General features: G+C 60.5%; 20 protein-coding genes and 1 pseudogene. 9 read left to right on the top strand and 12 right to left on the bottom strand.

Annotated features, from left to right (window positions below; all coding sequences use genetic code 11):
• Positions 1-57: 57 nt before the first annotated feature.
• The 4 genes and pseudogenes from ACST81_RS25495 to ACST81_RS25480 form a co-directional block, all read right to left on the bottom strand.
• Positions 58-1,062 (bottom strand): site-specific integrase, encoded by a 1,005-nt coding sequence (locus tag ACST81_RS25495; RefSeq protein ID WP_269704331.1) that lies wholly within the window; start codon positions 1,060-1,062, stop codon positions 58-60.
• The gene (locus tag ACST81_RS25490) at positions 1,059-2,426 is read right to left on the bottom strand and encodes a tyrosine-type recombinase/integrase (protein ID WP_269704329.1); all 1,368 of its coding nucleotides are present in this window, start codon (positions 2,424-2,426) and stop codon (positions 1,059-1,061) included. Before ACST81_RS25490 ends, ACST81_RS25495 begins: the two co-directional genes overlap by 4 nt.
• Entirely contained in the window at positions 2,423-3,652 is a 1,230-nt protein-coding gene (locus tag ACST81_RS25485) for a site-specific integrase (RefSeq protein ID WP_269704327.1), read from the bottom strand. The genes ACST81_RS25490 and ACST81_RS25485 overlap by 4 nt, the downstream gene beginning before the upstream one ends.
• A 157-nt stretch (positions 3,653-3,809) precedes the next feature.
• Positions 3,810-4,064: pseudogene (locus ACST81_RS25480) on the bottom strand (IS110 family transposase); the annotation flags it as partial.
• Between ACST81_RS25480 and ACST81_RS25475 the strand changes: the two are divergent.
• Positions 3,946-4,347 carry a helix-turn-helix domain-containing protein gene (locus ACST81_RS25475; RefSeq protein WP_428845913.1) on the top strand — a complete coding sequence of 134 codons (402 nt, stop codon included), beginning with the start codon at positions 3,946-3,948 and terminating at the stop codon, positions 4,345-4,347. The pseudogene ACST81_RS25480 and the gene ACST81_RS25475 sit on opposite strands and share 119 nt — an antisense overlap.
• 69 nt (positions 4,348-4,416) lie before the next feature.
• Here the strand turns inward: ACST81_RS25475 and ACST81_RS25470 are convergent, their stop codons facing one another.
• The 3 genes from ACST81_RS25470 to ACST81_RS25460 form a co-directional block, all read right to left on the bottom strand.
• Complete coding sequence (locus ACST81_RS25470; protein ID WP_269703732.1) at positions 4,417-5,280, bottom strand: nuclear transport factor 2 family protein; 864 nt, start codon at positions 5,278-5,280, stop codon at positions 4,417-4,419.
• Between the two features lie 91 nt (positions 5,281-5,371).
• Positions 5,372-5,797, bottom strand: coding sequence for an Rrf2 family transcriptional regulator (locus tag ACST81_RS25465; protein WP_269703734.1), 426 nt, complete (start codon positions 5,795-5,797; stop codon positions 5,372-5,374).
• 91 nt (positions 5,798-5,888) lie between these two features.
• Complete coding sequence (locus ACST81_RS25460) at positions 5,889-6,785, bottom strand: helix-turn-helix domain-containing protein (protein WP_269703736.1); 897 nt, start codon at positions 6,783-6,785, stop codon at positions 5,889-5,891.
• A gap of 104 nt (positions 6,786-6,889) precedes the next feature.
• On the opposite strand from ACST81_RS25460, the gene ACST81_RS25455 reads away from it, so the two are divergent.
• Genes ACST81_RS25455 through ACST81_RS25420 form a run of 8 tightly spaced genes read left to right on the top strand, consistent with a single transcriptional unit; the run spans position 6,890 to position 15,384 of the window.
• Positions 6,890-8,404, top strand: coding sequence for an aldehyde dehydrogenase (locus ACST81_RS25455; RefSeq protein ID WP_269703739.1), 1,515 nt, complete (start codon positions 6,890-6,892; stop codon positions 8,402-8,404).
• Between the two features lie 43 nt (positions 8,405-8,447).
• Positions 8,448-9,731 carry an ABC transporter substrate-binding protein gene (locus ACST81_RS25450; RefSeq protein ID WP_283159219.1) on the top strand — a complete coding sequence of 428 codons (1,284 nt, stop codon included), beginning with the start codon at positions 8,448-8,450 and terminating at the stop codon, positions 9,729-9,731.
• Positions 9,732-9,736: 5 nt separating this feature from the next.
• Positions 9,737-10,489, top strand: coding sequence for an ABC transporter ATP-binding protein (locus tag ACST81_RS25445; protein WP_269703741.1), 753 nt, complete (start codon positions 9,737-9,739; stop codon positions 10,487-10,489).
• Entirely contained in the window at positions 10,486-11,214 is a 729-nt protein-coding gene (locus ACST81_RS25440) for an ABC transporter ATP-binding protein (protein WP_269703743.1), read from the top strand. Before ACST81_RS25445 ends, ACST81_RS25440 begins: the two co-directional genes overlap by 4 nt.
• A complete protein-coding gene (locus ACST81_RS25435) occupies positions 11,211-12,119 on the top strand; it encodes a branched-chain amino acid ABC transporter permease (RefSeq protein WP_142859730.1) in 909 nt (302 codons plus the stop codon). The genes ACST81_RS25440 and ACST81_RS25435 overlap by 4 nt, the downstream gene beginning before the upstream one ends.
• Positions 12,116-13,132, top strand: a complete 1,017-nt coding sequence (locus tag ACST81_RS25430) for a branched-chain amino acid ABC transporter permease (protein ID WP_269703745.1) — start codon at positions 12,116-12,118, stop codon at positions 13,130-13,132. Before ACST81_RS25435 ends, ACST81_RS25430 begins: the two co-directional genes overlap by 4 nt.
• Positions 13,133-13,135: 3 nt before the next feature.
• Entirely contained in the window at positions 13,136-13,924 is a 789-nt protein-coding gene (locus ACST81_RS25425) for a coniferyl-alcohol dehydrogenase (protein ID WP_269703747.1), read from the top strand.
• Between the two features lie 14 nt (positions 13,925-13,938).
• Positions 13,939-15,384 (top strand): aldehyde dehydrogenase, encoded by a 1,446-nt coding sequence (locus tag ACST81_RS25420; protein ID WP_142859736.1) that lies wholly within the window; start codon positions 13,939-13,941, stop codon positions 15,382-15,384.
• 507 nt (positions 15,385-15,891) lie between these two features.
• On the opposite strand, the gene ACST81_RS25415 is transcribed toward ACST81_RS25420, so the two are convergent.
• From ACST81_RS25415 to ACST81_RS25395, 5 genes are all read right to left on the bottom strand, one after another.
• Positions 15,892-17,376 carry an amidase gene (locus ACST81_RS25415; protein WP_236774513.1) on the bottom strand — a complete coding sequence of 495 codons (1,485 nt, stop codon included), beginning with the start codon at positions 17,374-17,376 and terminating at the stop codon, positions 15,892-15,894.
• Between the two features lie 25 nt (positions 17,377-17,401).
• Entirely contained in the window at positions 17,402-18,094 is a 693-nt protein-coding gene (locus ACST81_RS25410) for an ABC transporter ATP-binding protein (RefSeq protein ID WP_142859740.1), read from the bottom strand.
• A 2-nt stretch (positions 18,095-18,096) separates the two neighbouring features.
• Positions 18,097-19,722, bottom strand: a complete 1,626-nt coding sequence (locus ACST81_RS25405) for a branched-chain amino acid ABC transporter ATP-binding protein/permease (protein ID WP_161991862.1) — start codon at positions 19,720-19,722, stop codon at positions 18,097-18,099.
• A 168-nt stretch (positions 19,723-19,890) separates the two neighbouring features.
• Positions 19,891-21,132, bottom strand: a complete 1,242-nt coding sequence (locus tag ACST81_RS25400; RefSeq protein WP_142859743.1) for an ABC transporter substrate-binding protein — start codon at positions 21,130-21,132, stop codon at positions 19,891-19,893.
• A complete protein-coding gene (locus ACST81_RS25395) occupies positions 21,113-21,988 on the bottom strand; it encodes a branched-chain amino acid ABC transporter permease (RefSeq protein WP_161991863.1) in 876 nt (291 codons plus the stop codon). Before ACST81_RS25395 ends, ACST81_RS25400 begins: the two co-directional genes overlap by 20 nt.
• Positions 21,989-21,993: the final 5 nt, after the last annotated feature.

Below are 21,993 nucleotides of genomic sequence, written 5' to 3'. Positions count from 1 at the left end.
GAGCGCGGCCTGATCGGCGGATTTTCGCCGTTCTTGTCGATGTTCCTCCGCATTATTTCAGAGTGTGTCGAGCCAGGCGAGCACGCTGGCATCGCGCTTCCAGGATGGCTGGCTGCCGGGTGTGGCTGGAACGGCGACCTTTTCCAGGGCTTTCCGCTTCGTTTCCAGATTGGCCCTGGCATAGTGGTTGGTCGTGTCGAGGCTGACATGACCGAGCCAGCTTCGGATGACCGTAATGTCGACGCCGGCCGAGATGAGGTGCACGGCGGTGGCGTGCCGGAAGGCGTGTGGCGTTACGTGCTTGGCACGCAGCGTTGGCATGGTTTCGGCCGCCGCCTTCACGTAGGCGGCGAGCTTGAACCGGACCCCGGAGGCGCTGAGCGGCTCGCCATAGCGGTTGACGAACAGCCGCTGGTCGGGCGCCCGTGGTTGCCGTTCAAGCAGTTTCCGCAGCAACATCACGGTTTCTGGCCAGAGCGGACAGATACGTTCCTTCCGTCCCTTACCGGTCAAACGCACGCAACTCGGGCTTTCGAACCGGATTGCTTCTGGGCAAAGGTCGAGCGCTTCCTGTATTCGTGCGCCGCTGTTGTAGAGGAACGAGAGCAGCGCATGATCCCGCATGCCCTCAATGGTCGAACGATCTGGCTGAGCGAGGATCGCCGTCACTTCCGCCGGATCCAGATAGCTCGGTTCCGACACCGGAGCGCGCTTGATCGGTATGTTGAGGATTTCCACGCATTGCGCGATCGATCCAGGATCCCTTGTGGCCACGAAGTGGAAGAAGCTGCGGATCGCCGCAAGCCGGCAGTTGCGCGTGCCGATCGTACCGCCACGGTCATGTTCGGCGTGACTGAGGAACGCGGCGACCTCGCTGGCGGCCAGATCGGCCAGCGTGATCATAGCCACCTTCTTCCCAGTACGCTGGGCGACGAACCGGAGCAACAACCGCCAGGTATCGCGGTATGATCGGACTGTATGGATGGATGCGTTGCGCTGCTCGACCAGCCATTCGTAGAAGAACGCGCGCAGCAGGGCCGGGAACCGGTCAACCTTGCTCATGGCCGCATCTCCTGCCCCATGCTGAGGCACGGTGCGCCAACTGCCCGGAACCGCTCATTCGCGTAATGCAGCAGCTCCTGCGTGACGGTGATGTAGACCAATGTAGAGTTGATATCCCTATGGCCGAGATAGGTCGCGAGGAACGGCAGGCGATCCTGCGGGTTGATGCCCGTCCGGTACCATTCCAGGATTCTGTTCACGACCATCGAGTGGCGCAGGTCATGAACGCGAGGGCCCGCTTTTCCTCGCAATGGCTTCAACCCAGCGCGACGTATGACGTCAGAGAGCAACCACGTGATCATTTCCGGCGTGTAGTGACCGTCGCCTCGCTCGTGCCAGAACAAGCCGGAGCGCGCGTCCTGTGATCCACCGGCACGACGCCGTGCATCGACGTAGGCGCGAAGCTCGACTACAACGCTGTCGGGAAGCGGCAGTATCCGAGTCTTGAAGAACTTGGTCTGCCGGACGGTTACCGTACCGTCCCGCAGGTCAACGTCACCAAGATCGAGCCGGGCAAGCTCGCCGCGCCGCAAGCCTGCGCAATAGGCCAGCAGCAGCATTGTGTACATGCTCAGCGGCCGAAGCGGCACCCGTGGAGACGGATAGGTGCGGGCAACCTCGAGCATCCGCCGCACGTCGGCAGGCGAGTAGATATGAGCCTTTCGCCATTGCCTGGCCGCCTCCTTCCTCGGTCTCGGGTCCGGTCGCCGCACAGGTATCGACGGGTCGCGGTGACGAAGGATTTTCGCAAAGACGCGTTTGAGCTTTTCGCATTCCTCCACTTGGTGACGCGTGACATTCGTTGCCGCCCATCGATCAACCATGGCGCTCAGCGGTTCGGCCTCCGGTCCCGGATGCAGCTGCAGGAACCGGTCGAACCGCAAGAGCAACAGGGGCTGCGAAGTGTATTTGTATCCTCTGCGCCGCATCATCGCGACATGCTCAGCCATCATTTCGCCCAGCACGCTGCCGAACGGCCTGGGCTGGCGCAGTTCGGCGAGAGCCTGTTCCGGATCCCGCGACGCCAATGCCCGCCAGATGGGCATGCACTGCTTGATATTGCACGCATCTCGCAGAGCGGTGACGGGATTGCGTTCGATCGCGCCGATTTCCACCAGGCGTTCGAGGAACCGGTCAATGATGCGGGTGCGGTGTAGCCGCGTCGTCGCTGCCCAGCATTCGGCCGATTTACGCAGCCACGCAATCAGCACTTCCTGACCGAGTGCATCGTAACGTTCGGCCACATCCTGGAAGCCATGCAGGACCTGCCGATAACAGGCTCGGCTTTTCATGCTGTGCAGATCAAGGATCGCGACATGGCGGTCAATGATCGCGCGGTCGGGATCGGGCCAGCGGGCGGTCATGCCAGCACCTCCATTCCCGGCACGTCAAGCGCAATGGCCCTGAGGTCCTCGGTGGCGAGCTTGAGGTAGGGAGCCGTCGATCCCGTCGAACGGTGCCCCAGCACGTCGCCGATGACCTTTTGAGGCACCGCGACCCGCAACATCTCAACAGCGCGCGCATGGCGGAAGATATGGGGTCCACACTTACCAGGCGGTTGGACACCAGCGTCACGGAGCCACCGGCGAACCACGCTGTAAAGCTTGTCGAGCTTGCGATAGGGCGCGCGCGTGCGGAGGAAGATTTCCCTGGCGTCCGTCACGGGCCGCCCGGAACGCAGATAAGCAAGCAACGCTTCACCGACCGGCTCCATCAGGGGCAGCGATGTGCTGGCCCGCGTCTTGTGGTGGCGAACATGGATGGCTTCCGTCCGCCAGTCGATGTCCTCGATCCGCAGATTGCGGATCTCTCCAGACCGTAGCCCATATGTTGCAAGGAGTTGCAGGATTGCATGGTCCCGCAGCCCCGCTGGCGTCTTGTCCGCCCTCGCGGTTTCCAGCACCGCGGCGATCTGGTCTCGCTCCAGGATTGAGGGCACTCCTTCATATGCATAAAGCGTCGGAGCTATCACATGCCCTGACAGGTCCGTTGTGACGCGACCCGTGATGTGGAGATATCGCAGCAGCGAGCGAAGCCGCTCTGCGACAGACTTCAGCGAGCAGCGCGTCAGTTTCGGCGCGCGCAGATCCATGTAACGGTCTACGTCAACGACGCTCAGCCCCGCCAAGCCGCCGCTTCCGTAATCGATCTGCCAGGCAAGAAAGTTCCGGGCTTCCCACATCAGCGCTGCGACGCTGGAGCGAGCCAACCCGCGTTCCTCACGCAGCCAGATTTCGTATTCGTCACAAACTGCAAATCGGGCCACATCGGCCGCGCAGATAGGCTCGATTGCTGGCGGCCATTGACCGTGAGCAAGTCGCAACAGCGCATGAATTCCGGAGCGCGGAACCTCGTGCCAGCGTGCGCCGGGACGTCGACCACGCTCCTTTTCGAACTTTACGATCGCGTGCCGCAGGTATTGCTCTACCTGCACGTCGATCACGTCTGCGACCAGGATGCCCCGCTGTCCCAGATAATCGAGAAATCCAGATGCGTAGGTGCAGTAATTCCTCACCACGACCGGGCTGTATCGCTGACTGATAAGGGAGGAATTGAGTGCGGCAATTAGTTCGTGACGGATATAGGGCATTGGCGAGTCCTCTGTTGGTCGATTGACCCGCAGAGGTTCGGCACCGAATAATGCAAAGCAAGCCGATCGGAAAACAGCGAAAATCCGCCGATCAGGCCGCGCTCCTCCGCATTACGACGACCTCGTGATTAGTCAAATTATGGCGAGGTGAGCATAACTTTACGAAGGGCCGCACATACTGCGGTGCGATCAGCTTTACCTCATGGCCATGTCTGGCCATCTCCCGAGCCCAATAGTGCGCGCTTCCGCAGGCTTCCATCACCACGGTTGCCACAGGATGGTCCGCCATGAACTTGCGGAACTGTAGCCGAGATAGCTTCCTGCGGAACTTTAGCTCCCCGGTCATTGAGGCTCCATGCACCTGGAAAACGTTCTTCGCCAGGTCGATCCCGATCATTGTCCCTATTGTCATCTTCGCCGTCCTTCCGTCCCGTTGGATTAGCCCGACGATCCTCCAACAGGAGTTGTCGGGTGGGAAGAGCGGCAACCACTCCATCTATTCAAACCTTCGGCAGCGGCTTCGCCTCTCCCGGGCGCTTGCCATGCTTTCGGATGGCTTTCCCGTGCAAACCGTCTCCCACAAGCTCGGCTACAGCACAAACTCTGCCTTCATTGCCATGTTTCAGGCGGCTACCGGGGCAACCCCCAACGCTTTTCGAGGCCTGGCGCGGGACGAAGACGAAACTTCAAACTGAGCCGCGGCTCGTCTCTTAGGTCAGCTGTGAGCTACCAGAGTAAGGCGGGGGCCGAGCCCCCGCAACATGTCAGAACTTACCGTTTTGATTCTTCCACTCGGCCTTGGCCGGAATGGTTTCGATCGTGTCCCAATGCTCAGCGATCTTGCCGTTCTGGACCCGGAACAAGTCGTAAAATGACGTCAGCTTACCGGCAAATGTGCCTTCGCTGACCGTCAAAACGAAATCGCCTTTTCCCAGAACCTTATAGACCCGGTCGTACTTCATGGTGATGCCGGCGTCTGCCATTGCCTTCAGAGCTGCACCCAGCCCCGACAGGCCGTCACCGATCTGCGGATTGTGCTGCACGTAGTTGTCGCCGTCGAAATAATCGCTCAGCTTCTGCGTACGGCCGTTGACGAGAATTTCGTCGACGAAAGACGCAACCAAGGTCTTGTTGGCCTCCGTCTTATCGAGATCCCTGGCTTCCGTGGGTCCGTCGATCATTGTACGGCCGCTCTGATTGGGGCCTGCCGTCTGCTGGAGATTGTCCCAGTGTTCAACGATTTTGCCGTCTTCGAAGCGGAAGATATCAAACCCAATCTTCGGTCCGAAGAAATCATAATCGCTATGGGCGAAAACGAAATCACCGTCCTGGAACACGCGCACTGTGCTCACTTTGGCCGCCCCCTTGGGAAGAGCAGCAAGCAGATCGCCAAAGCCTTTCAAGCCGTCGGCTGCTCCGAGATTATGCTGGATGTACTTCTCCGGATTGATCACGCCGACTGGCTCGGCCGCGCCGGTTTCGATCGCCTTGAGAAGGTCAAAGACCTGTTTTTCCTGCGTGGTCATATTGCTCTCCGTTGCATGAGTGGAGGTAACCGCCAGGTTCGCTCCGAGGGGGAGAAACGCCGCCATCGCAAGCACAACGCGGCGCGGGAGTTTGGTTTTCATGATATGTAACCATTTCTGTAACAGAAAATATGTATCTACGTCGGTTACATATAAATGTAAAGCGGTGCTGCTCTAGAAATCCGAATTTCGCTCAGCAGGCTAAATTGATCGCTAAAATATCGGTGGCGAGATCAGCGATGGTCGTGCGCGAGAGTTCGAGTTCAATCGCGGTTTGGACCTCCGCAAGGCGACCGCGCAGAACTTTGTTAATGTTCCGGCCAACCGGACATTGATGGTTCGGTTCCTGATGCAGTGGAAAAGCCACGAACTCTTCGTCGATTGCGCGATGAACGTCGAGCAACGTGATCGAGGAACCCGACCGCGCCAGCAATGCGCCCCCACCGCTTCCCATCTGAGAGGTTGTCAACCCGGCGTTGGCCAGTTGTAAAAGGAGCCGTCGGATGAGCGTCGGGTTGGTGTTGACGCTTGATGCTATGAGTTCGGAAGATGCGGGAGACCCCTGCTGGCACTGAAGAAAAGTCAGGATATGCGTGGCAACTGAGAAGCGGGTATTCATGGCGACCTCGATATGTACTTTACATAGGCACATATTGAATAGGCGAACACAATAGACAGGGCCAAAGGATCGCCAAAACGGTTGGAGCCAACTACGGCCAGTCGTGATAGTCAGACGACGTCGGGATGGTGAGCCTTTGGGCCTCGCTCACGGAGAGGGCGCGGTATCGCGCAGGCGAAAGCCCTGCATGACGCTTGAAAAAGTGGCTAAAATTGGCGGGATCTCGGAAGCCGAGCCCATAAGAAATCTCCTGCACGCTGCGGGCCGAGCGCTCGAGGCGCAGTTTGGCCTCCTGCACCACGCGGTCATGCACCAGTTGGAGCGGCGAACGCGACAGCATGCGCTGGCAGATCGCGTGTAACCGGTCGGCGCTGATTCCGAGTTCGTAGGCATAGTCGGCAATGGAACGGTGGCGGCGGAAACCGATTTCTACCGATTGTCGGAACCGCTGCAGGATCAATCCAGAACTCGCGCGGCGCTCCTCCGCGACATCGGCGCCACGCGTCAGCCGCCACGCGGCCATCAGGATGAGCCGCGTAAAGGCGGCTATCACCATTCGCGACGAACGCCCTTCCTCTGCGAGTTCTGTGACTACGCCTTCAAACAGGGGAATGATCTCTCGAACCGTTGTCGGCTGCAGGGCGTCATTGAATGAGACGCTACCGGAAAAGACGCGAAGCGCTGCGGACTCGGCATGGTCGCCGATCGCCTCACTGATGATCTCCGGCGACATGCCGACGAGATAACCGCGGCTGCCTGCGCCGATCGTGATCATTTCACCCTCGCTGGGTGGGAAGAAGGCAATGGCCGGACCTGAAATTGGCGCTGCGCCGTCATCACGCGACAGGCGGATCGAACCATTCACTAGCAACAGCGCATGGTGGAACCAGCGCTGTGGCGGCCGGCCGATGCGGATCAAGCGCGGCTGGATGGCCGCCTCGATTGCCTCGCCGCGGGCATCGTGATGGATGGCGGACTCGACGTGCATGCGTGAAATTACCACAAAATAACAAGTGTTGACCAGAAAATCACATTCTTATTTCCGGCACAAGGCGTAGCATTTTCACTATCGGCCTTTGGGAGGAGGCGGACATGGTCCTGACAAGCAATCCTGTCATCATCGAAAATCGGCGCGACCGTTCAGCGGTGGCCTCACCGCGGCTCGTGAACCTGCTGATTGGCGGTCGAGATGTCCCCGCTTCCGGTTCCGCGACTTTCGAGCGTTTCAGTCCCGTCTCCGGCGACCTTGTCGCCGTCTCGGCCGCAGCGACTCTGGAAGATTCGGTGGCCGCGGCCGATGCCGCCGCCGCAGCCTTTCCCGGCTGGTCGCAATCGAGCCCCGGCCATCGCCGCAAGCTTCTCGAACGCGCGGCTGACTTGCTGCTTGCGCGTGCGCCGGATTTCACTGCAGCCATGATGGCCGAGACCGGCGCCACGCGCGAGTGGAGCGGCTTCAATGTCGAACTGGGAGCCAGGATCTTCCAGGAGGCGGCGGCCGCAACGACGCAAGTCAGCGGCGCAATTATCCCCACCGACATTCCCGGCAAGACCTCCTTCGCCTATCGTCAGCCGGCTGGCGTTTGCCTCGCGATCGCGCCGTGGAATGCACCGGTCATCCTCGGTGTCCGCTCGATCGCAATCGCGCTTGCCTGTGGCAATACGGTGGTGCTGAAATCATCCGAACTTTGCCCGGCGACCCATCGTCTGATCGGCGACGTCCTGCAGGAGGCGGGCTTCCCGGCAGGGGTTATCAACATCATCTCCAACGCGCCGGCCGACGCCTCAGCGATCATGGAAAAGCTGATCGGTCACCCCGTCATACGCCGTATCAACTTCACCGGCTCGACCCGTGTCGGTCGGATCATCGCCCAGACGGCCGCCAAGCATCTCAAACGTTGCTTGTTGGAACTCGGCGGCAAAGCGGCCTTCATCGTCCTCGACGACGCGGACCTCGACGAGGCGGTGAAGGCCGCAGCCTTCGGTGCCTATTTCAACCAGGGCCAGATCTGCATGTCGACGGAGCGGATTATCGTCATGGACGACATCGCCGATGCCTTCGTCGAGAAATTCCTCGCCAAGGCGAGAAGCCTGCGGGCCGGCGATCCGACACGGGGTGAGTTGCCGCTCGGCAGCCTTGTCACCGCCGAATCCGCCCGCCGCGTGCGGGGCCTGATCGATGACGCTGTTGCCAAGGGAGCCTTGTTGCTGACTGGCGGCGAGAACCATGACGCGATGATGGACGCCGCCGTGATCGACCACGTCACCCGCCCGATGCGGCTCTATCGCGAAGAGAGTTTTGGGCCGGTCGCCGCGATCATCCGCGTCGGCTCGGTCGATGAGGCCGTGACGGTCGCCAACGACTGCGAATATGGCCTGTCGGGCGCCGTTTTCGGCCGAGACCTCGGCCGCGCCTTCGAGGTCGCCAAGCGCATCGAGTCGGGCATCTGCCACATCAATTCGGCCACCGTCGCCGACGAACCGCAGATCCCCTTCGGCGGGGTGAAGGCCAGCGGCTACGGCAAATTCGGGGGCCCGGCAGCACTCGACGAATTCACGGAACTCCGCTGGATCACGATATCCAGCGGCAAGGGAGAGTATCCGATCTGAGCCATGGCTCAAAACGGAGATTTCGAAAAGGGGAGGAATGGCAATGAAGAAGGGTATGACACGGCGCGAACTCATGGCGACAACAGGCGCCACAGCCGCGGCACTGGCACTCGGCGTGCGTCCGGCCTTTGCGGCCGATACGCTCAAGGTCGGGTTCATCAGCCCGCGCACCGGTCCACTTGGCAGTTTCGGAGAGACAGACGGCTACGTTCTCGAGTTGGTCCGCAAGGCGATAGGCGACGGCATCGAGATCAGCGGCAAGAAATACGCAGTGGAGATCCTCGACCAGGATACCCAGTCAGATCCATCCCGTGCCGGCCAACTCGCTAAGGACCTGATCAACAACCAGGGCATCGACATAATGCTGGCCGTCTCGACGCCCGAGACGATCAACCCGGTGGCCGATGCCTGCGAGGCCGCCGGCGTGCCGTGCCTGTCGACCGTCATGCCTTGGGAAGCCTGGTATTTCGGCCGCGGCGCCCAGCCCGGCGCACCGTCACCCTTCAAATGGAGCTACCATTTCGGCTTTGGCGTCGGTGAATTCCACAAGACCTATGTGTCGCAATGGAACCTGATCGAGACCAACAAGAAGGTCGGCGTCATGTATCCGAATGATGCCGACGGCAATGCGATCCGCGCCAATCTCGCGCCTCTGTTGCAGAAGGACGGCTTCACCATTGTCGACCCCGGCGCCTACGAGACCGGCACGACCGATTTCTCCAGCCAGATCGCGCTCTTCAAGCAGGAAGGCGTCGAGATCATCAACACCTTCCCGATTCCCCCGGACTTTGCCACCTTCTGGCGCCAGGCGGCGCAGCAGGGCCTGCATCGCCAGGTCAAGATCATTCAGGTGGCCAAGACCGGCCTCTTCCCCTCCGGCGTCGAGGCGCTCGGCAATCTCGGCGTCAATCTCGGCAGTGCCGCCTACTGGCACAAGGCCTTCCCCTACAAGTCCTCGATCGCGGGTGTCAGCGGCCCTGAACTTGCAGATGGCTACGAGGCCTCGTCGGGCAAGCAATGGACCCAGCAGCTCGGCGCGACGCTGTCGCTCTTCGATGCCGGCTTCGATGCGCTGAAGAAGACGACCGACCCGAAGAGCAAGGATGCCATCGTGAAATCCATTGCGACACTCAACACGGTCACAATCGCGGGCAAGGTCGACTTCACTTCCGGTCCGGTCCCCAATGTCTCGCCCGGCCCGATCATCGGCACGCAATGGGTCAAAGCGGCCGATGGCTCCAAATTCCCGCTCGACTATGTCGTGACGGAGAATGCGACCGATCCCAACGTCCCGGTCGTAGCCAAGCTGCTGCCCTACAACGGATAAGGGGCATGCTGGTGGAAAGCGGAAAAGGAACCAGCGAGAGTCGGTTCTCGGCGAGCGGCATCACCAAGCGCTTCGGCGCTTTACCAGTGCTGGAAAATGTCGATTTCTCGATGGACATGGGCGAGTCCGTGGGCATTGTCGGACCGAATGGCGCCGGTAAAACCACGCTGCTCGCAACACTCTCTGGTGCCTATCCGCCGAGTGCGGGATCGGTGATGTTCGCAGGACGCGACGTCACCAAGCTCCCGGCGGCCGAGCGCTGCAAGCTTGGGCTCGTGCGCACGCATCAGGTGCCCAAACCCTTCTCCGGCATGACAACATTCGAGAATGTCTATGTCGCGGCCGCGCATGGCAACGTGCAGAGTCGCGACGAGGCCTATGAGCGGGTCATCGACTCGCTGACGCTCTGCGGCATGCTCGCTGTGGCCAACCGCCGCGCCGAAACACTCGGCCTGCTCGACCGCAAGCGGTTGGAACTGGCGCGGGCGCTCGCGACCGGACCCAAAGTCATTCTGCTCGACGAGATCGGCGGCGGGCTGACCGATTCCGAGGCACAGGAGCTGGTCCATGCCATCCAGGAACTGCGCCGCCGCGGCATCGGCGTGGTCTGGATCGAGCACATCGTCCATGTGCTGCTGCAGGTGGTCGACCGGCTGATCTGCATGGATGCCGGCCGCATCATCGCGGATGGCGAACCGAAGGCTGTCATGACCGACCCGGAAGTCATTCGCGCCTATCTCGGGGGCGGCCCGAAATGAGCACGCTCATGGTAGAAAATCTCACCGCCCGCCACGGCCTGCTCGAAGCGGTGCGCGGCCTTTCCTTCTCCATCGCCAAGGGCGAGACACTGGCGCTGGTCGGCGCCAATGGCGCGGGCAAGACGACGCTGATGCGCACGCTCGCCGGCGCCCACGCCGTGCATGGCGGCCGGATCATGCTTGACGGCGAGGACGTCACCGCGCTCCCCGCCCACCAGCGCGTCAGGCGCGGCATCTCGCTCGTACCCGAAGGCCGCCGAATGTTCGCCTCGATGACCGTGTCTGAGAACCTCAAGCTCGGCGCCATGGCCGACCGCACAGGTGACTGGTCTATCGAACGGATCATCGAGATCTTCCCGAACCTCAAGAAGCGCCTCGACCACAAGACCGGCCATCTTTCCGGCGGCGAACAGCAAGCGACCGCGATCGGCCGCGCGTTGATGAGCAACCCGGACATCCTGTTACTCGACGAAGTCTCGCTCGGCCTCTCACCGCTCATCGTCGATCGCGTCTATGCCTCGCTCGAAGGGCTGATCGCATCCGGCACCACGATCATCCTGGTCGAACAGGATCTGACGCGCGCGATGAGTGTGGCAGACCGGGTGATCTGCATGCTGGAAGGCAAGGCCGTGCTCGAAGGAAGGGCGACGGATTTGACGAGGGAGCAGGTGACGGAGGCCTATTTCGGGCTCAAGCGAGCCACGGCCGGGAGGGCTCACGCATGACCAACCAGATTCTCCAGGGCATCCTGCTCGGCGGCTATTATGCGCTGATCGCCTGCGGCCTCTCCTTCATGTTCTCCGTCATGCGCATCATCAACCTCGCACACGGCAGCCTCGCCGTCGCTGCCGCCTATCTCATCTTCCTGCTGACGGAACACACCCACCTGCCGCTTTGGGCAAGTTTTCTGATCTCAGTCGCGGTCATGGCCGTCGTCGGTTGGCTGATCCAGCGCCTGATCCTTGATCGTTGCGCCCGCGGCGGCCAGCTTCTGCCGATCCTCTCCACCTTCGGCCTTTCCATGGTCATCGACAATACACTGTTTGAACAGTTCGGCGCCGATACCCGCTCCCTCGCCAACTCCATCGGCGACCTCTCCTGGGACAGTTGGGAGCTTCCCGGCGGGCTCTATGTCGGCAAACTGCCGGTGCTGATCTTCGTCACTGCGGTGGCACTGCTCGCGGCCCTGCAAATCATGCTGACCTACACCAAACTTGGCCGAGCCATCCGTGCCACGGCGGAGGATCCGGATACTGCAGGCCTCGTCGGCATCGACGCCCGTCGGGTGAATGCCGCAGCCGCCGCGATCACGCTGGTGACCGTCACCATCGCCGGCATGTTCCTTGCCATGCGCGCCACCTTCGAACCCTATTCCGGCGCGCCGCAGCTTCTCTTTGCCTTCGAGGCGGCCGTCATCGGCGGTGCGGGCTCGCTCTGGGGTACGCTGGCCGGTGGCATCATCCTCGGCATCGCCCAGACATTCGGCGCCTCGCTCCACCCGCTCGGCTTCCTGATCGCGGGCCATGCCGTGTTCCTGATCATCGTGTTCACGAGGCTGATCTTCCCGGATCTGCTGTCGCTGCCCGCGCGCCTCCTGGCGAGGCGGACCGCTCAAGGAGGTACCGCATGAGCACCGTCGTCACACCCTCGATGGTCCATCGCTGGACCCGCGCGTCGCGGACGGCCGCCTGGCTCTCTGCCATCGTGCTTCTCGGCTTCGCCGTGCTGCCGGGGGTGCTCGGCGCCGGCGCGGTTGATCGCCTCACGGCGCTCTTCATCTATGTCATCATGGCTGCGATGTGGAATGCGCTGGCGGGTTATGGAGGCCTGGTCTCGGTCGGCCAGCAGGTCTTCTTCGGCCTCGGCGCCTACTTCACCGTCCGCCTCGCCGAATCCGATATCGATCCGTTTATGTCGATGATCCTCGCCAGCCTCGTCGTTGCAGCCGTTTCCTATCCGCTGTCGCTGGTCATGCTACGGCTCAAGGGCGGTGAGTTCGCGATCGGTATGTGGGTCGTCTCGGCGCTCACCCATCTCTGCGTCAATCTCGACAGCCTGATCCAGGGCGAAACCGGCCGCTCGCTAATCTCGCTCAATGCCTATGATGCTGGCGCCCGGCGCGACATCATCTACTGGTTGGCCCTGATCGCGATGGCCGGCCTATTGATCGGCCTCTTCACGCTGCTGCGCAGCCATATCGGAGCTGCGATCCAGGCGATTCGCGACAATGAGGATGCGGCCGGCTCGCTCGGCATCGATGTGGTCAGGACCAAGCGCATCATCTTCGTTCTTGCCGCCTTCGGCACCGGCGTCGCCGGTGCGCTCTGGCTGGCGAGCGCCACGAGCTTCCAGCCCAAGACCTATTTCTCCGTCCAGTGGACGGCCTACATGATCTTCATGGTCCTGGTCGGCGGCATCGGACGCTTCGAGGGCGCGATCCTCGGCGCAGTGATCTTCTTCGTCATCGAGACCTGGTTCGGGGCGCTCGGCGTCTGGTACCTGATTGGCCTCGGCCTTGTCGCCCTTCTCTTCTCGCTGCTCCTGCCGCGTGGCCTCTGGGGCGAGATCGAAACACGTTTCGGGATTTCGCTGATGCCAGTTGGCTATCGTTTGGAGATCCCCAACCAATCCATCAGGGAGTAAAACATGTTGCTTGGAAAAACCCTCGTCGTCACCGGCGTATCATCGGGCATAGGCGCCCGAACCGCCGAACTCGCCATCGCCCAGGGTGCCGATGTGATCGGTATCGACATCAGCGATCCGCCCACGACCCACGGCGCCTTCCTCAAGGGCGACATCTCCAACCCGGACGGCATCGCCGAAATCGTCCGGCAGTTGCCGCAGCGCTTCGATGCCTTGCTGAATGTCGCCGGCGTCTCTGGCACGGGCGGCGCGGCCATCACGCTCGCAATCAATTTCTACGGCCTCAGGCATTTCAGCGAGACGCTGGCGCCAAATATTCGCGAGGGCGGCGCTGTAGTCAATGTCGCCTCCATCGCCGGCTACGGCTGGCGCGGGAATCTCGACCGGGCGAAACGGATGGTGGGCGTCCAGGGCTTTCCTGACATCGCAAAGGTCATGGCCGATAATGAGGTGCGCGACGAGATCGGCTATCCTCTCTCCAAGGAACTGCTGATCCTCTGGACGCAGATTGCCGCGCATCAACCGCTGTTCAGGGAGCATTGCATCCGCGTCAATGCGGTGAGCCCCGGCCCGGTTGAGACGCCGATCCTTAAACAGTTCCGTGATGTCCTGGGCGACGAGAAGGTGGACTCAGACATCAGCCGCACCGGCCGCGCGGGCACCGCCTCCGATATCGCTCCCGTGATCCTCTTCGCCGCCTCCGATGCGGCGCGCTGGATCAATGGTGCCAATCTCGCCGCGGATGGCGGTCTCGAAGCGTCGATCAATGCCGACGTACTTGGATTTAAGTGAAAGAGGAATCACCAATGGATATTCAACAGATCATCGGCGGCAAATTGGTCGGGGCCATTTCGGGCAGGACGTTCGACCGTATCGATCCCTTCACCGGCAATGTGGCGACCCGCTCGCCCGCATCGGGCCTGGACGACGTCAAGGCCGCGGTCGCGGCTGCGCAGGCCGCTTTCCCGGCGTGGTCGAAGTCAGGCCCGGGCGAGCGCCGTGCGCTGCTCAACAGGGCGGCCGATGCGCTTGCCGCAAAGGTCGGCGATTTCACGGAGTTGCTGACAGCAGAAACAGGCGGCACCGGTGCATGGGCCGGCTTCAACACCATGCTGGCCGCCAGCATACTTCGTGAAGCCGCTGCTATGACGACTCAGATCCAGGGCGAGATTATCCCGTCCGACAAGCCCGGCACGCTCTCGATGGCGATCCGCCAGCCGGCCGGCGTTTGCCTCGGCATTGCACCCTGGAATGCGCCGATCATTCTCGGCGTGCGCGCACTCGCCGTGGCGCTTGCCTGCGGCAATACCGTAATTCTCAAAGCCTCGGAATCCTGCCCAGGCGTGCACGTCACCATCGGCAAGGCGTTCCTCGAAGCCGGCTTCCCCGCCGGCGTGGTCAATGTCATTACCAACGCACCGGAAGATGCCGCTGCTGTCGTCGAAGCCCTGATCTTGGCGCCGGAGGTCAAGCGCGTCAACTTCACGGGCTCGACGAAGGTCGGCCGCATCATCGGCGAACTCTGCGGCAGGAACCTCAAGCCCGCCCTTCTCGAGCTTGGCGGCAAGGCGCCGATGATCGTGCTCGACGACGCGGATATCGATGCCGCCGTCAATGGCGCGATCTTCGGCGCCTTCGCCAATATGGGCCAGATCTGCATGTCGACCGAGCGGCTGATCGTGCATGAAAAGGTTGCCGACGAATTCGTTTCCAAGCTCGCCGCCCGTGCCACCAAACTCCCGGCGGGCGATCCGCGTGGCCATGTCGTGCTTGGTTCGCTGGTCAGCCCGGTCGCTGCCGAGAAGATGGATGCCTTCATTTCAGACGCGACGGGCAAGGGTGCCAAAGTGGCTGCTGGCGGCAAGCGAACCGGCAGTGTGGTTGAGGCCACGGTGCTGGACAATGTGAAGCCGGGCATGCGTGCTTACGACGAAGAGAGCTTTGGCCCGGTCAAGCCCGTCATCCGTGTGCGCGATGAGGACGAGGCGGTCCGCATCGCCAACGACACCGAATATGGCCTCTCCGCCTCTGTCTACAGCCGCGACGTTCAGCGGGCGATGGCGGTGGCTGCGCGCATCGAAAGCGGCATCTGCCACATCAACGGCCCGACGGTGCATGATGAAGCTCAGATGCCCTTCGGCGGGGTCAAAGGTTCCGGCTATGGCCGCTTCGGTGGCAAGGCGGCGATTGCTGAATTCACCGATCTTCGCTGGATCACCATCGAAGACCCACATCAGCACTATCCATTTTGAAGGTTGACGACCGGGATGCTGCGTGCATCCCGGTCGATCGATCTGATGGGCCATCACTTGCTCACAGCGATCTCACAAGTGAGGACGTCGACGTTTCGAACTTTCCCAAAAAGACCTGCTCGAACCCTACGCGGCAATTGGCACGGACGGTAAATCGAGGTGACGAAGGCGATGCACACTCAGGTAGGCATCGTTAGATTTGTATCGCCAGATCAGTACCTCGACTATATGCCGACCAATGAGCATCCGCGCCGAAGCGATGGAGCGCGCATGGTTGGCCTACTCGAAGAGGCTGATGCCGTAGCGTGCATGCACCCGAGCCGGACTTGCCATGACGCGTCGGCATTCTCCTCCAGTCAACGCCCACGCTTCGATTTCAAATAGCTGAGCGGGGGCCGTCATGATCTACGGCCAGACGGAGGAGGTAAGATTGGATCAATCACGGCTCCGAATTATGTACCTATCCCGCGAGGCCAATGCGATAACACTCAGGACCGGTGACATAGATCATCTCGCCGGCATCTCGTAGCCCCCAACCCGGTCGTGCAACAACTGAGCAAAGCGCAGAGTCGTGCGATCGTCAAGGAAATCGCCGACAACTTGGACGCCAGCAGGCAAGCCGCCGATAAAGCGTCGTGTAGGAATGACGGTGGATGGAAGGCTTGCCACGGTGATCAAGCCCGGCCACTTGAGATTGTCAAGATAGGGTCGCTTTTCGCCGCTGATATCGATTGTACGCGCGAGCTGTGCAACATGGTCTGCTCCGTGATGGTCATGCGGAAAGGCAACGGTCGACATGACAGGGCAGATCAGAACATCGCAGTCGCGGAAAAAGGCACCCCAGATCGTTCTCAATTGCTCTCGATGCTCAAGATGACCTTGCCAAGCCCTTAGATCCTGCACCGTTGCGGCGGCAATCCATTCGCCATAGCGACCGTTGTTGCCGCCGACCGCCTCGCGCGCGGTCTTGCTGTCAACATACATTTTCTGTGGCGCACTTGCGCAGAACTCGCCAAACAGCATGTTGAAGTAGGTGTTCGCGGACGCGTCGGTATCAACATCGGGCCGCGCGGCCCGGACGTTCACACCCAGCCGTTCAAGATCCTTTATCAATCCCTCAATCGCGTCCGCATATGCGGTATCAACCGGATAGGTTCTTTCGTCGAGCCAAACCCCGACACGGAAATCTTCGAGCCGCTGGTGTCGGGGTTCCGGAAGGGGCCAATGGCTGGCAGTTCGCGAACGTTCCGCCGGTCGCGAGATGACGTCGAACAGAAGGTCCAGATCGTAGGGATCGCGTGCCATCGGTCCTGCGACCAGCATTTCGGCTTTGCGCAGAGTATTTGGGCCAGGCGGCACGTGGCCTTGCACGGGCACCACGCCGTAACTGGATTTGTGACCGTAGACGCCGCAGAAATGCGCTGGGCATCGTATCGAGCCGCCGACGTCGCTGCCGATCTCAAGAGGCGTCATGCCCGCAGCAAGCGCGGCTGCGGCCCCGCCTGACGATCCACCGGGCGTTCTGGAAAGATTCCAAGGATTGTTGGTGGTGCCATAGATCGGATTGTAGGACTGATGATCACCCGCGCCTTCCGGCACGTTCGACTTACCGAATATGACAGCGCCAGCGTTGCGAAGAGCGGTGACGACCTCCGAGTCACTCTCTGGCATGTAGCCAGACAGATGCGGCAGACCTCCGGTTACGGGCATACCAGCGACGCTGAATACGTCCTTTATTGTCATAGGCAGTCCTTGAAGGATGCCCTTGTCCTCGCCACGTCCGCGCGCCTCGTCTGCCAATCTCGCCTCGAGCCTAGCTCTTTCCTCGTCGATGGCCACGATGGCATTGATCTCGGGGTTCACGGCACGCACCTGATCGAGATGCTGGTCGAGCAATTCGACCGCGCTTATCGCTCCGCTGCGCATTTGGCTCAGCATCTCGGTCGCTGTTTGGAATACACCCGATCTTGTTCCGGCACCGATGGGATTCACGTTAAGCTCCATTTCTTTTCAAGATTCAGACGACGAGGAGGTCCGTCAGCCGGTTATCTGCCAAAAGCTCTGAGGAGTTGCCCGAGATCGCCAGACGACCATGATCCAAAACCATGACCCGCCTGCAGATGCTCATGGCCAGTTTCGGATTTTGATCGACGAGAAGAAGGGCTATGCCCTGCTGGGCCGAGACCGAGACAAGCACCTCGACAAGCAGCTCGACAATTGATGGCTGCAGTCCCTGCGTGAGTTCGTCGATAATGATCAGCCGGGCACCCGTCATCAATGCGCGGGAAATCGCAACCTGCTGCTGGAGGCCGCCAGAAAGTGTCCCAGCGAGCTGATCGGACCGCCGCACCAGGTCAGGAAAGTAGGAGAAGACGTCTAGCATGCAGGGCCGATATGCGTTCATCCTGGCCAAGCGAAGGTTCTCGCCGACAGTCAAGCGTGGAAAGACGCCGCGGGTGTCTGGGATGAACGTGACTCCGGCCCTGGCCAAGCTTGCGGGCGACCGTGGTGGCAAAGGAACGCCGTCAATTGAGATAGTTCCGCGGCTTCGGTCGGCGAGACCCATAATCGTCCTGAGGAGTGTCGTTTTGCCTGTTCCGTTGCGCCCGAGCAGCGCAAGAGTTTCGCCTTCGCGCAACGTGAACGACACCTCACTGACAATCTCTATGTCCTTATAGCCTCCTGAGAGACCCTTGATATCGAGCAACATTGTCACCTCTGTCCGAGATAGGAGCGCCGAACTTCAGGATCTGCGGCAACCTGGTCCATTGTGCCCTCTTTCAATATCCGGCCCTGGTGCAGACAGATGACCCTGTCTGCAAGCTTCCGCACCAGTTCCATGTCGTGTTCGACGCAAACAATCGCGCAGCCGGTTTTTTGTCGTAGCTCTTTCAGGTCGTCGACGACCAGTTCGGATTCATTGCGAGCGAGCCCGGCCGCCGGCTCATCAAGCAGAAGCACATCTGGTCGTCTTGCCAAAGCCATGGCGATTTCGAGCATACGGCGTTCGCCAAGGGACAGCTTTCCCACCGGCACGTCCCAACGGGTTTTCTCCAGTCTCCGGTAACGCTCCGGCTGCACCTCGCTCGCGCCTCCCTCTTGCCGCGCAAGGATCATGTGGTCACCTACGGTGAGTTCCGGAAACAAGCTTGGCACCTGAAATGTGCGTGACAGCCCGAGTCGAACTCTGGTGCTCGACGACGTTTCAGTCACGTTCCTGTCCTTCAACAGGATCGAACCGCCGCTCGATGGCAGGAGCCCGGAGACAGCATTGAGCATGGTACTCTTGCCTGCGCCGTTCGGACCGATAACGCAAACGATCTCGGAAGCCCGGATAGAAAGGTCGAGTTTGTTGATGATGGTCGATCCACCCAGAGAGACAACAAGATCGCGCGTCTCAAGGCTAATACCGGCTGTACCCGTGTCCTTAGCTAACCCGGGCTTGCCCATGTCTTGTGGCTTGACCGGAGCGACATGCTCGCCTTTTTCAAACAAGCCGACGATCCCGCGTGGCATGAACAGGACGCTGAGCACGAAAAGGACGCCGAGGATGAGGAGATAATAGTCCCCAACGGAACCCGCCAGGGCGTCCTGGCCGTAGACCGCAAGAAGAGCGCCAGCGAAGGGTCCAACCAAGGTTCCCCTGCCGCCCAGTGCCACCCAAACGAGTGCCTGCGTCGACAACAGGATGCCGACTCTGTCGGGAGTGATGGTGGTGATGAGAGGGGCTGCCATCGCTCCTGCAAGCGCCGCAATGGCGGCGCCGGTCACGAAGGCGATAACGCGAGTCGAATGAATCTCGATACCCAGATGTTCGGCGCGCTGCTCGTTAAGCCTGATCGCGGTAAGGCGGTTGCCAAGCCTGCGGTCGAGGATGCATGACTTGGTGAGGAGAACCACCGACGCGATGACCCCAAGCGTACTCCAATAATACATATTTGTGTCACTGGGTGGGGCGACGAACAGACCGTTGCTACCACCTGTCACGCCAACCCAGGTTATGGCTGCCTTCTCGGCGAGCAAAGCCAATGCCAGCGTCAGCACGGCCATTGTCGAGGGGCTGGAAGCGCGCCGCAACCCGGCTCCTCCCACGGCGGCTGCAATGACGCAGGACACCGAAATCGCGCCGACAAAGCCCCAACCAGTCCAGATGCCAAACTTGGCTGCCAACCCGACACCATAGGCGCCGCAACCGAAGAAGATCGCTTGACCGATGGATACGATGCCTGCTCGCCCCCATGCGATGTCAAGTCCGAAAGCAAAAAGACCGTACAACAACGCCAAGGCCACGAGCTCGACCTGAAATGGGCCCATTAGAAAAGGGACCAAGGCAAGCATCGAAGCCCCAAGCACGGCAGCATAGCCCCCGTTGGACATTAGTTTAGGCATCATGGTGACCAATTCATCTACCCGATTACACTCGAACGACCGGCAATTGACTGGGTGGGATATCGCACTGATGTGCGTCCGAACCGGCTCGCACAATTCACTGAATTCCTTTGCCGATCAGCAGGTCAGCCCTGAAGGCAGCACGCCCGCACTCTCAGCGATCTTCCAAGTTCCCCCCGGGAGGATTTCGCAGACATACATGGGGTAGTCGACCGCCCGAGATGCTGGGGCAGCCTTGAGCGCATCCTCGCTGAGGATCGACTGCACCTCGAGGTCGTCAAATGCGCTAAGAACCTTATCTGCATCAAATGATCCGGCGCGTTGAACTGCCGCTCTGATAAAGTTCCAGCAGTCGAACGCTGCTGACGCGACCGACGGTATTGGCCCATCGCCGTGGGCCTTCTTATACTCCCGGATGAACTCGGCATTACGTTCGTTGTTGATTTCGGGTGTATATCTCGCCACCGTGAACTGGCCATCAACGGCACTGCCCAGTGCCGGATAAAATTCGGGCTGCAGTGAAATTCCAGTAATCTTTGTCTTGGCTAGAAGGCCTAGGCTATCTGCAGCCTTGATGAAGGCGATCGCATCGCCGCCGACAACGCTGGAGAGCACGACGTCGGGCGCGGCCGCCTTGAGCTTCGATACGACGCTCGACCAGTCTGCGGTACCCAATGGAGCAAATTCTTCTGCCACGACCATGCCACCGGCTGCGACGAGCTTCACCTTGGCATAATCCGTATAGTCCCGCGGGAACTGATAGTCGCTGCCCACGAAGGCCCACTTCTTACCGAAGCGACTAGTCATAAACGGGATGATTGGATCGACCATCTGCGGCACGGTTTCGCCAAGCGGAATCATGCTTCCGCCGCAGCTGTCTGCCTTGTTGCCGGCAGCTGCATAGTTACCCGCCTCTAACTGAACGAAGGGTGTGCCATAAATCGAGGCGATCCCTCGGACCGCGGTAGTCTCATCGTAGGTTACCGTGCCAACAATCAGATCTACCTTTTCTTGCTGAATGAACTTCTTGGCGAGCATGCTGGCCATGGACGGCTGGGACTGGTTATCTTGGGTGACCATCTCGACCGGCTTCCCGCCCAAACCGCCCAAAGCATTGATCTTGGCCAGCCCGAGTTCCAGTCCACGCCGCATCGCCTCACCTTCGGGAGAAATCGGACCAGTGAGCGGGGCGATAAAGCCAATCTTGAAAGAGCGGTCTGCCGTGAACCCGCTGGCGAGGGACGGTCCCGTCCATGCTCCTCCAATGCCCGCCGTCACAGCGGCGCCGAAAGCTCCCTTCAACAGTCCACGCCGAGAGAGAGTTCTCGAGCCCATCATATCAAGTTTGCTGAGTTCCATGTGATGTTCCCCTTTTTTTGAATTTCCATGCTATTCCGCGCGGCCAGACGGTCACGATGATCACAAGCAGCGCAAAAAGGATTCCGTCTGCGATCGTCACCTGGAATTGCCATCTCAGAATGATGAGCAGCAATTGAACAATGGAGGCTCCGATGATTGGGCCGAGGATGGACCCCTCCCGTGCGATCAAGACGCTAAAGAATGCCGGAGCGATGAAGCTCAATCCCATTGTGGGGGTGATCGAAAGCGTTGGAGCAACCAGAGCACCCGCAAGCAGCGCCATGGCCGACGCGATCGCGAAGACGAGCGTGAAAACATGTTGCGGCGCTATCCCGAAAACCGACGCCATTTCCACATTGTCGATGGAGGCGCGAATCCGCAGTCCGATATTTGTCTTATAGACCAGAAGAATGACAAGACCGACTATCGTCAGCATCCCCGCGCCGGCAAGCAAACGATAGAGCGGATAGGTGACACCTAGAACCTCGACCGACGTCGTGACCGGCATGTCGACGCCCTTCTGGGATATGGAGAAGGCGACTGAAACAAGTTGCTGCAGGACCAGCCCGATCCCCCACGTCGCAAGCAACGTTGCGATGAAGCCTTGGTGATAGACCCAACGCAGCACAAAGCGTTCAAGGATAAAGCCCAGGCAGAGGCCAATGACGACGGTCGACCCGAGCGCCGCCAAGAACGGCATGTCGCGCATCGCGTACATGCAATACGCGCCGACCATTACCATGTCCCCTTGGGCGATGTTGACAATTTTGAGCTCCCCCATAATCAGCCCGAGGCTTAGGGAGATGAGCGCCAGCGCCGAGAATGCCCAAAAAAAATCCAGTATCAACTGCAGCAACACGT

The organism is Pararhizobium sp. O133, from assembly GCF_051669845.1.
In the GTDB taxonomy this organism is placed as follows: Bacteria; Pseudomonadota; Alphaproteobacteria; order Rhizobiales; family Rhizobiaceae; genus Pararhizobium.
Note: the sequence above shows the minus strand (reverse complement) of the source record. Positions and strands in the feature narration are given on the sequence as shown.

Coding starts and splice junctions, on each gene's coding strand:
- ACST81_RS25495 (WP_269704331.1), bottom strand. CDS start 1,062: ATGAGCAAGGTTGACCGGTTCCCGGCCCTGCTGCGCGCGTTCTTCTAC.
- ACST81_RS25490 (WP_269704329.1), bottom strand. CDS start 2,426: ATGACCGCCCGCTGGCCCGATCCCGACCGCGCGATCATTGACCGCCAT.
- ACST81_RS25485 (WP_269704327.1), bottom strand. CDS start 3,652: ATGCCCTATATCCGTCACGAACTAATTGCCGCACTCAATTCCTCCCTT.
- ACST81_RS25470 (WP_269703732.1), bottom strand. CDS start 5,280: ATGAAAACCAAACTCCCGCGCCGCGTTGTGCTTGCGATGGCGGCGTTT.
- ACST81_RS25465 (WP_269703734.1), bottom strand. CDS start 5,797: ATGAATACCCGCTTCTCAGTTGCCACGCATATCCTGACTTTTCTTCAG.
- ACST81_RS25460 (WP_269703736.1), bottom strand. CDS start 6,785: ATGCACGTCGAGTCCGCCATCCATCACGATGCCCGCGGCGAGGCAATC.
- ACST81_RS25455 (WP_269703739.1), top strand. CDS start 6,890: ATGGTCCTGACAAGCAATCCTGTCATCATCGAAAATCGGCGCGACCGT.
- ACST81_RS25450 (WP_283159219.1), top strand. CDS start 8,448: ATGAAGAAGGGTATGACACGGCGCGAACTCATGGCGACAACAGGCGCC.
- ACST81_RS25445 (WP_269703741.1), top strand. CDS start 9,737: ATGCTGGTGGAAAGCGGAAAAGGAACCAGCGAGAGTCGGTTCTCGGCG.
- ACST81_RS25440 (WP_269703743.1), top strand. CDS start 10,486: ATGAGCACGCTCATGGTAGAAAATCTCACCGCCCGCCACGGCCTGCTC.
- ACST81_RS25435 (WP_142859730.1), top strand. CDS start 11,211: ATGACCAACCAGATTCTCCAGGGCATCCTGCTCGGCGGCTATTATGCG.
- ACST81_RS25430 (WP_269703745.1), top strand. CDS start 12,116: ATGAGCACCGTCGTCACACCCTCGATGGTCCATCGCTGGACCCGCGCG.
- ACST81_RS25425 (WP_269703747.1), top strand. CDS start 13,136: ATGTTGCTTGGAAAAACCCTCGTCGTCACCGGCGTATCATCGGGCATA.
- ACST81_RS25420 (WP_142859736.1), top strand. CDS start 13,939: ATGGATATTCAACAGATCATCGGCGGCAAATTGGTCGGGGCCATTTCG.
- ACST81_RS25410 (WP_142859740.1), bottom strand. CDS start 18,094: ATGTTGCTCGATATCAAGGGTCTCTCAGGAGGCTATAAGGACATAGAG.
- ACST81_RS25405 (WP_161991862.1), bottom strand. CDS start 19,722: ATGCTTGCCTTGGTCCCTTTTCTAATGGGCCCATTTCAGGTCGAGCTC.
- ACST81_RS25400 (WP_142859743.1), bottom strand. CDS start 21,132: ATGGAACTCAGCAAACTTGATATGATGGGCTCGAGAACTCTCTCTCGG.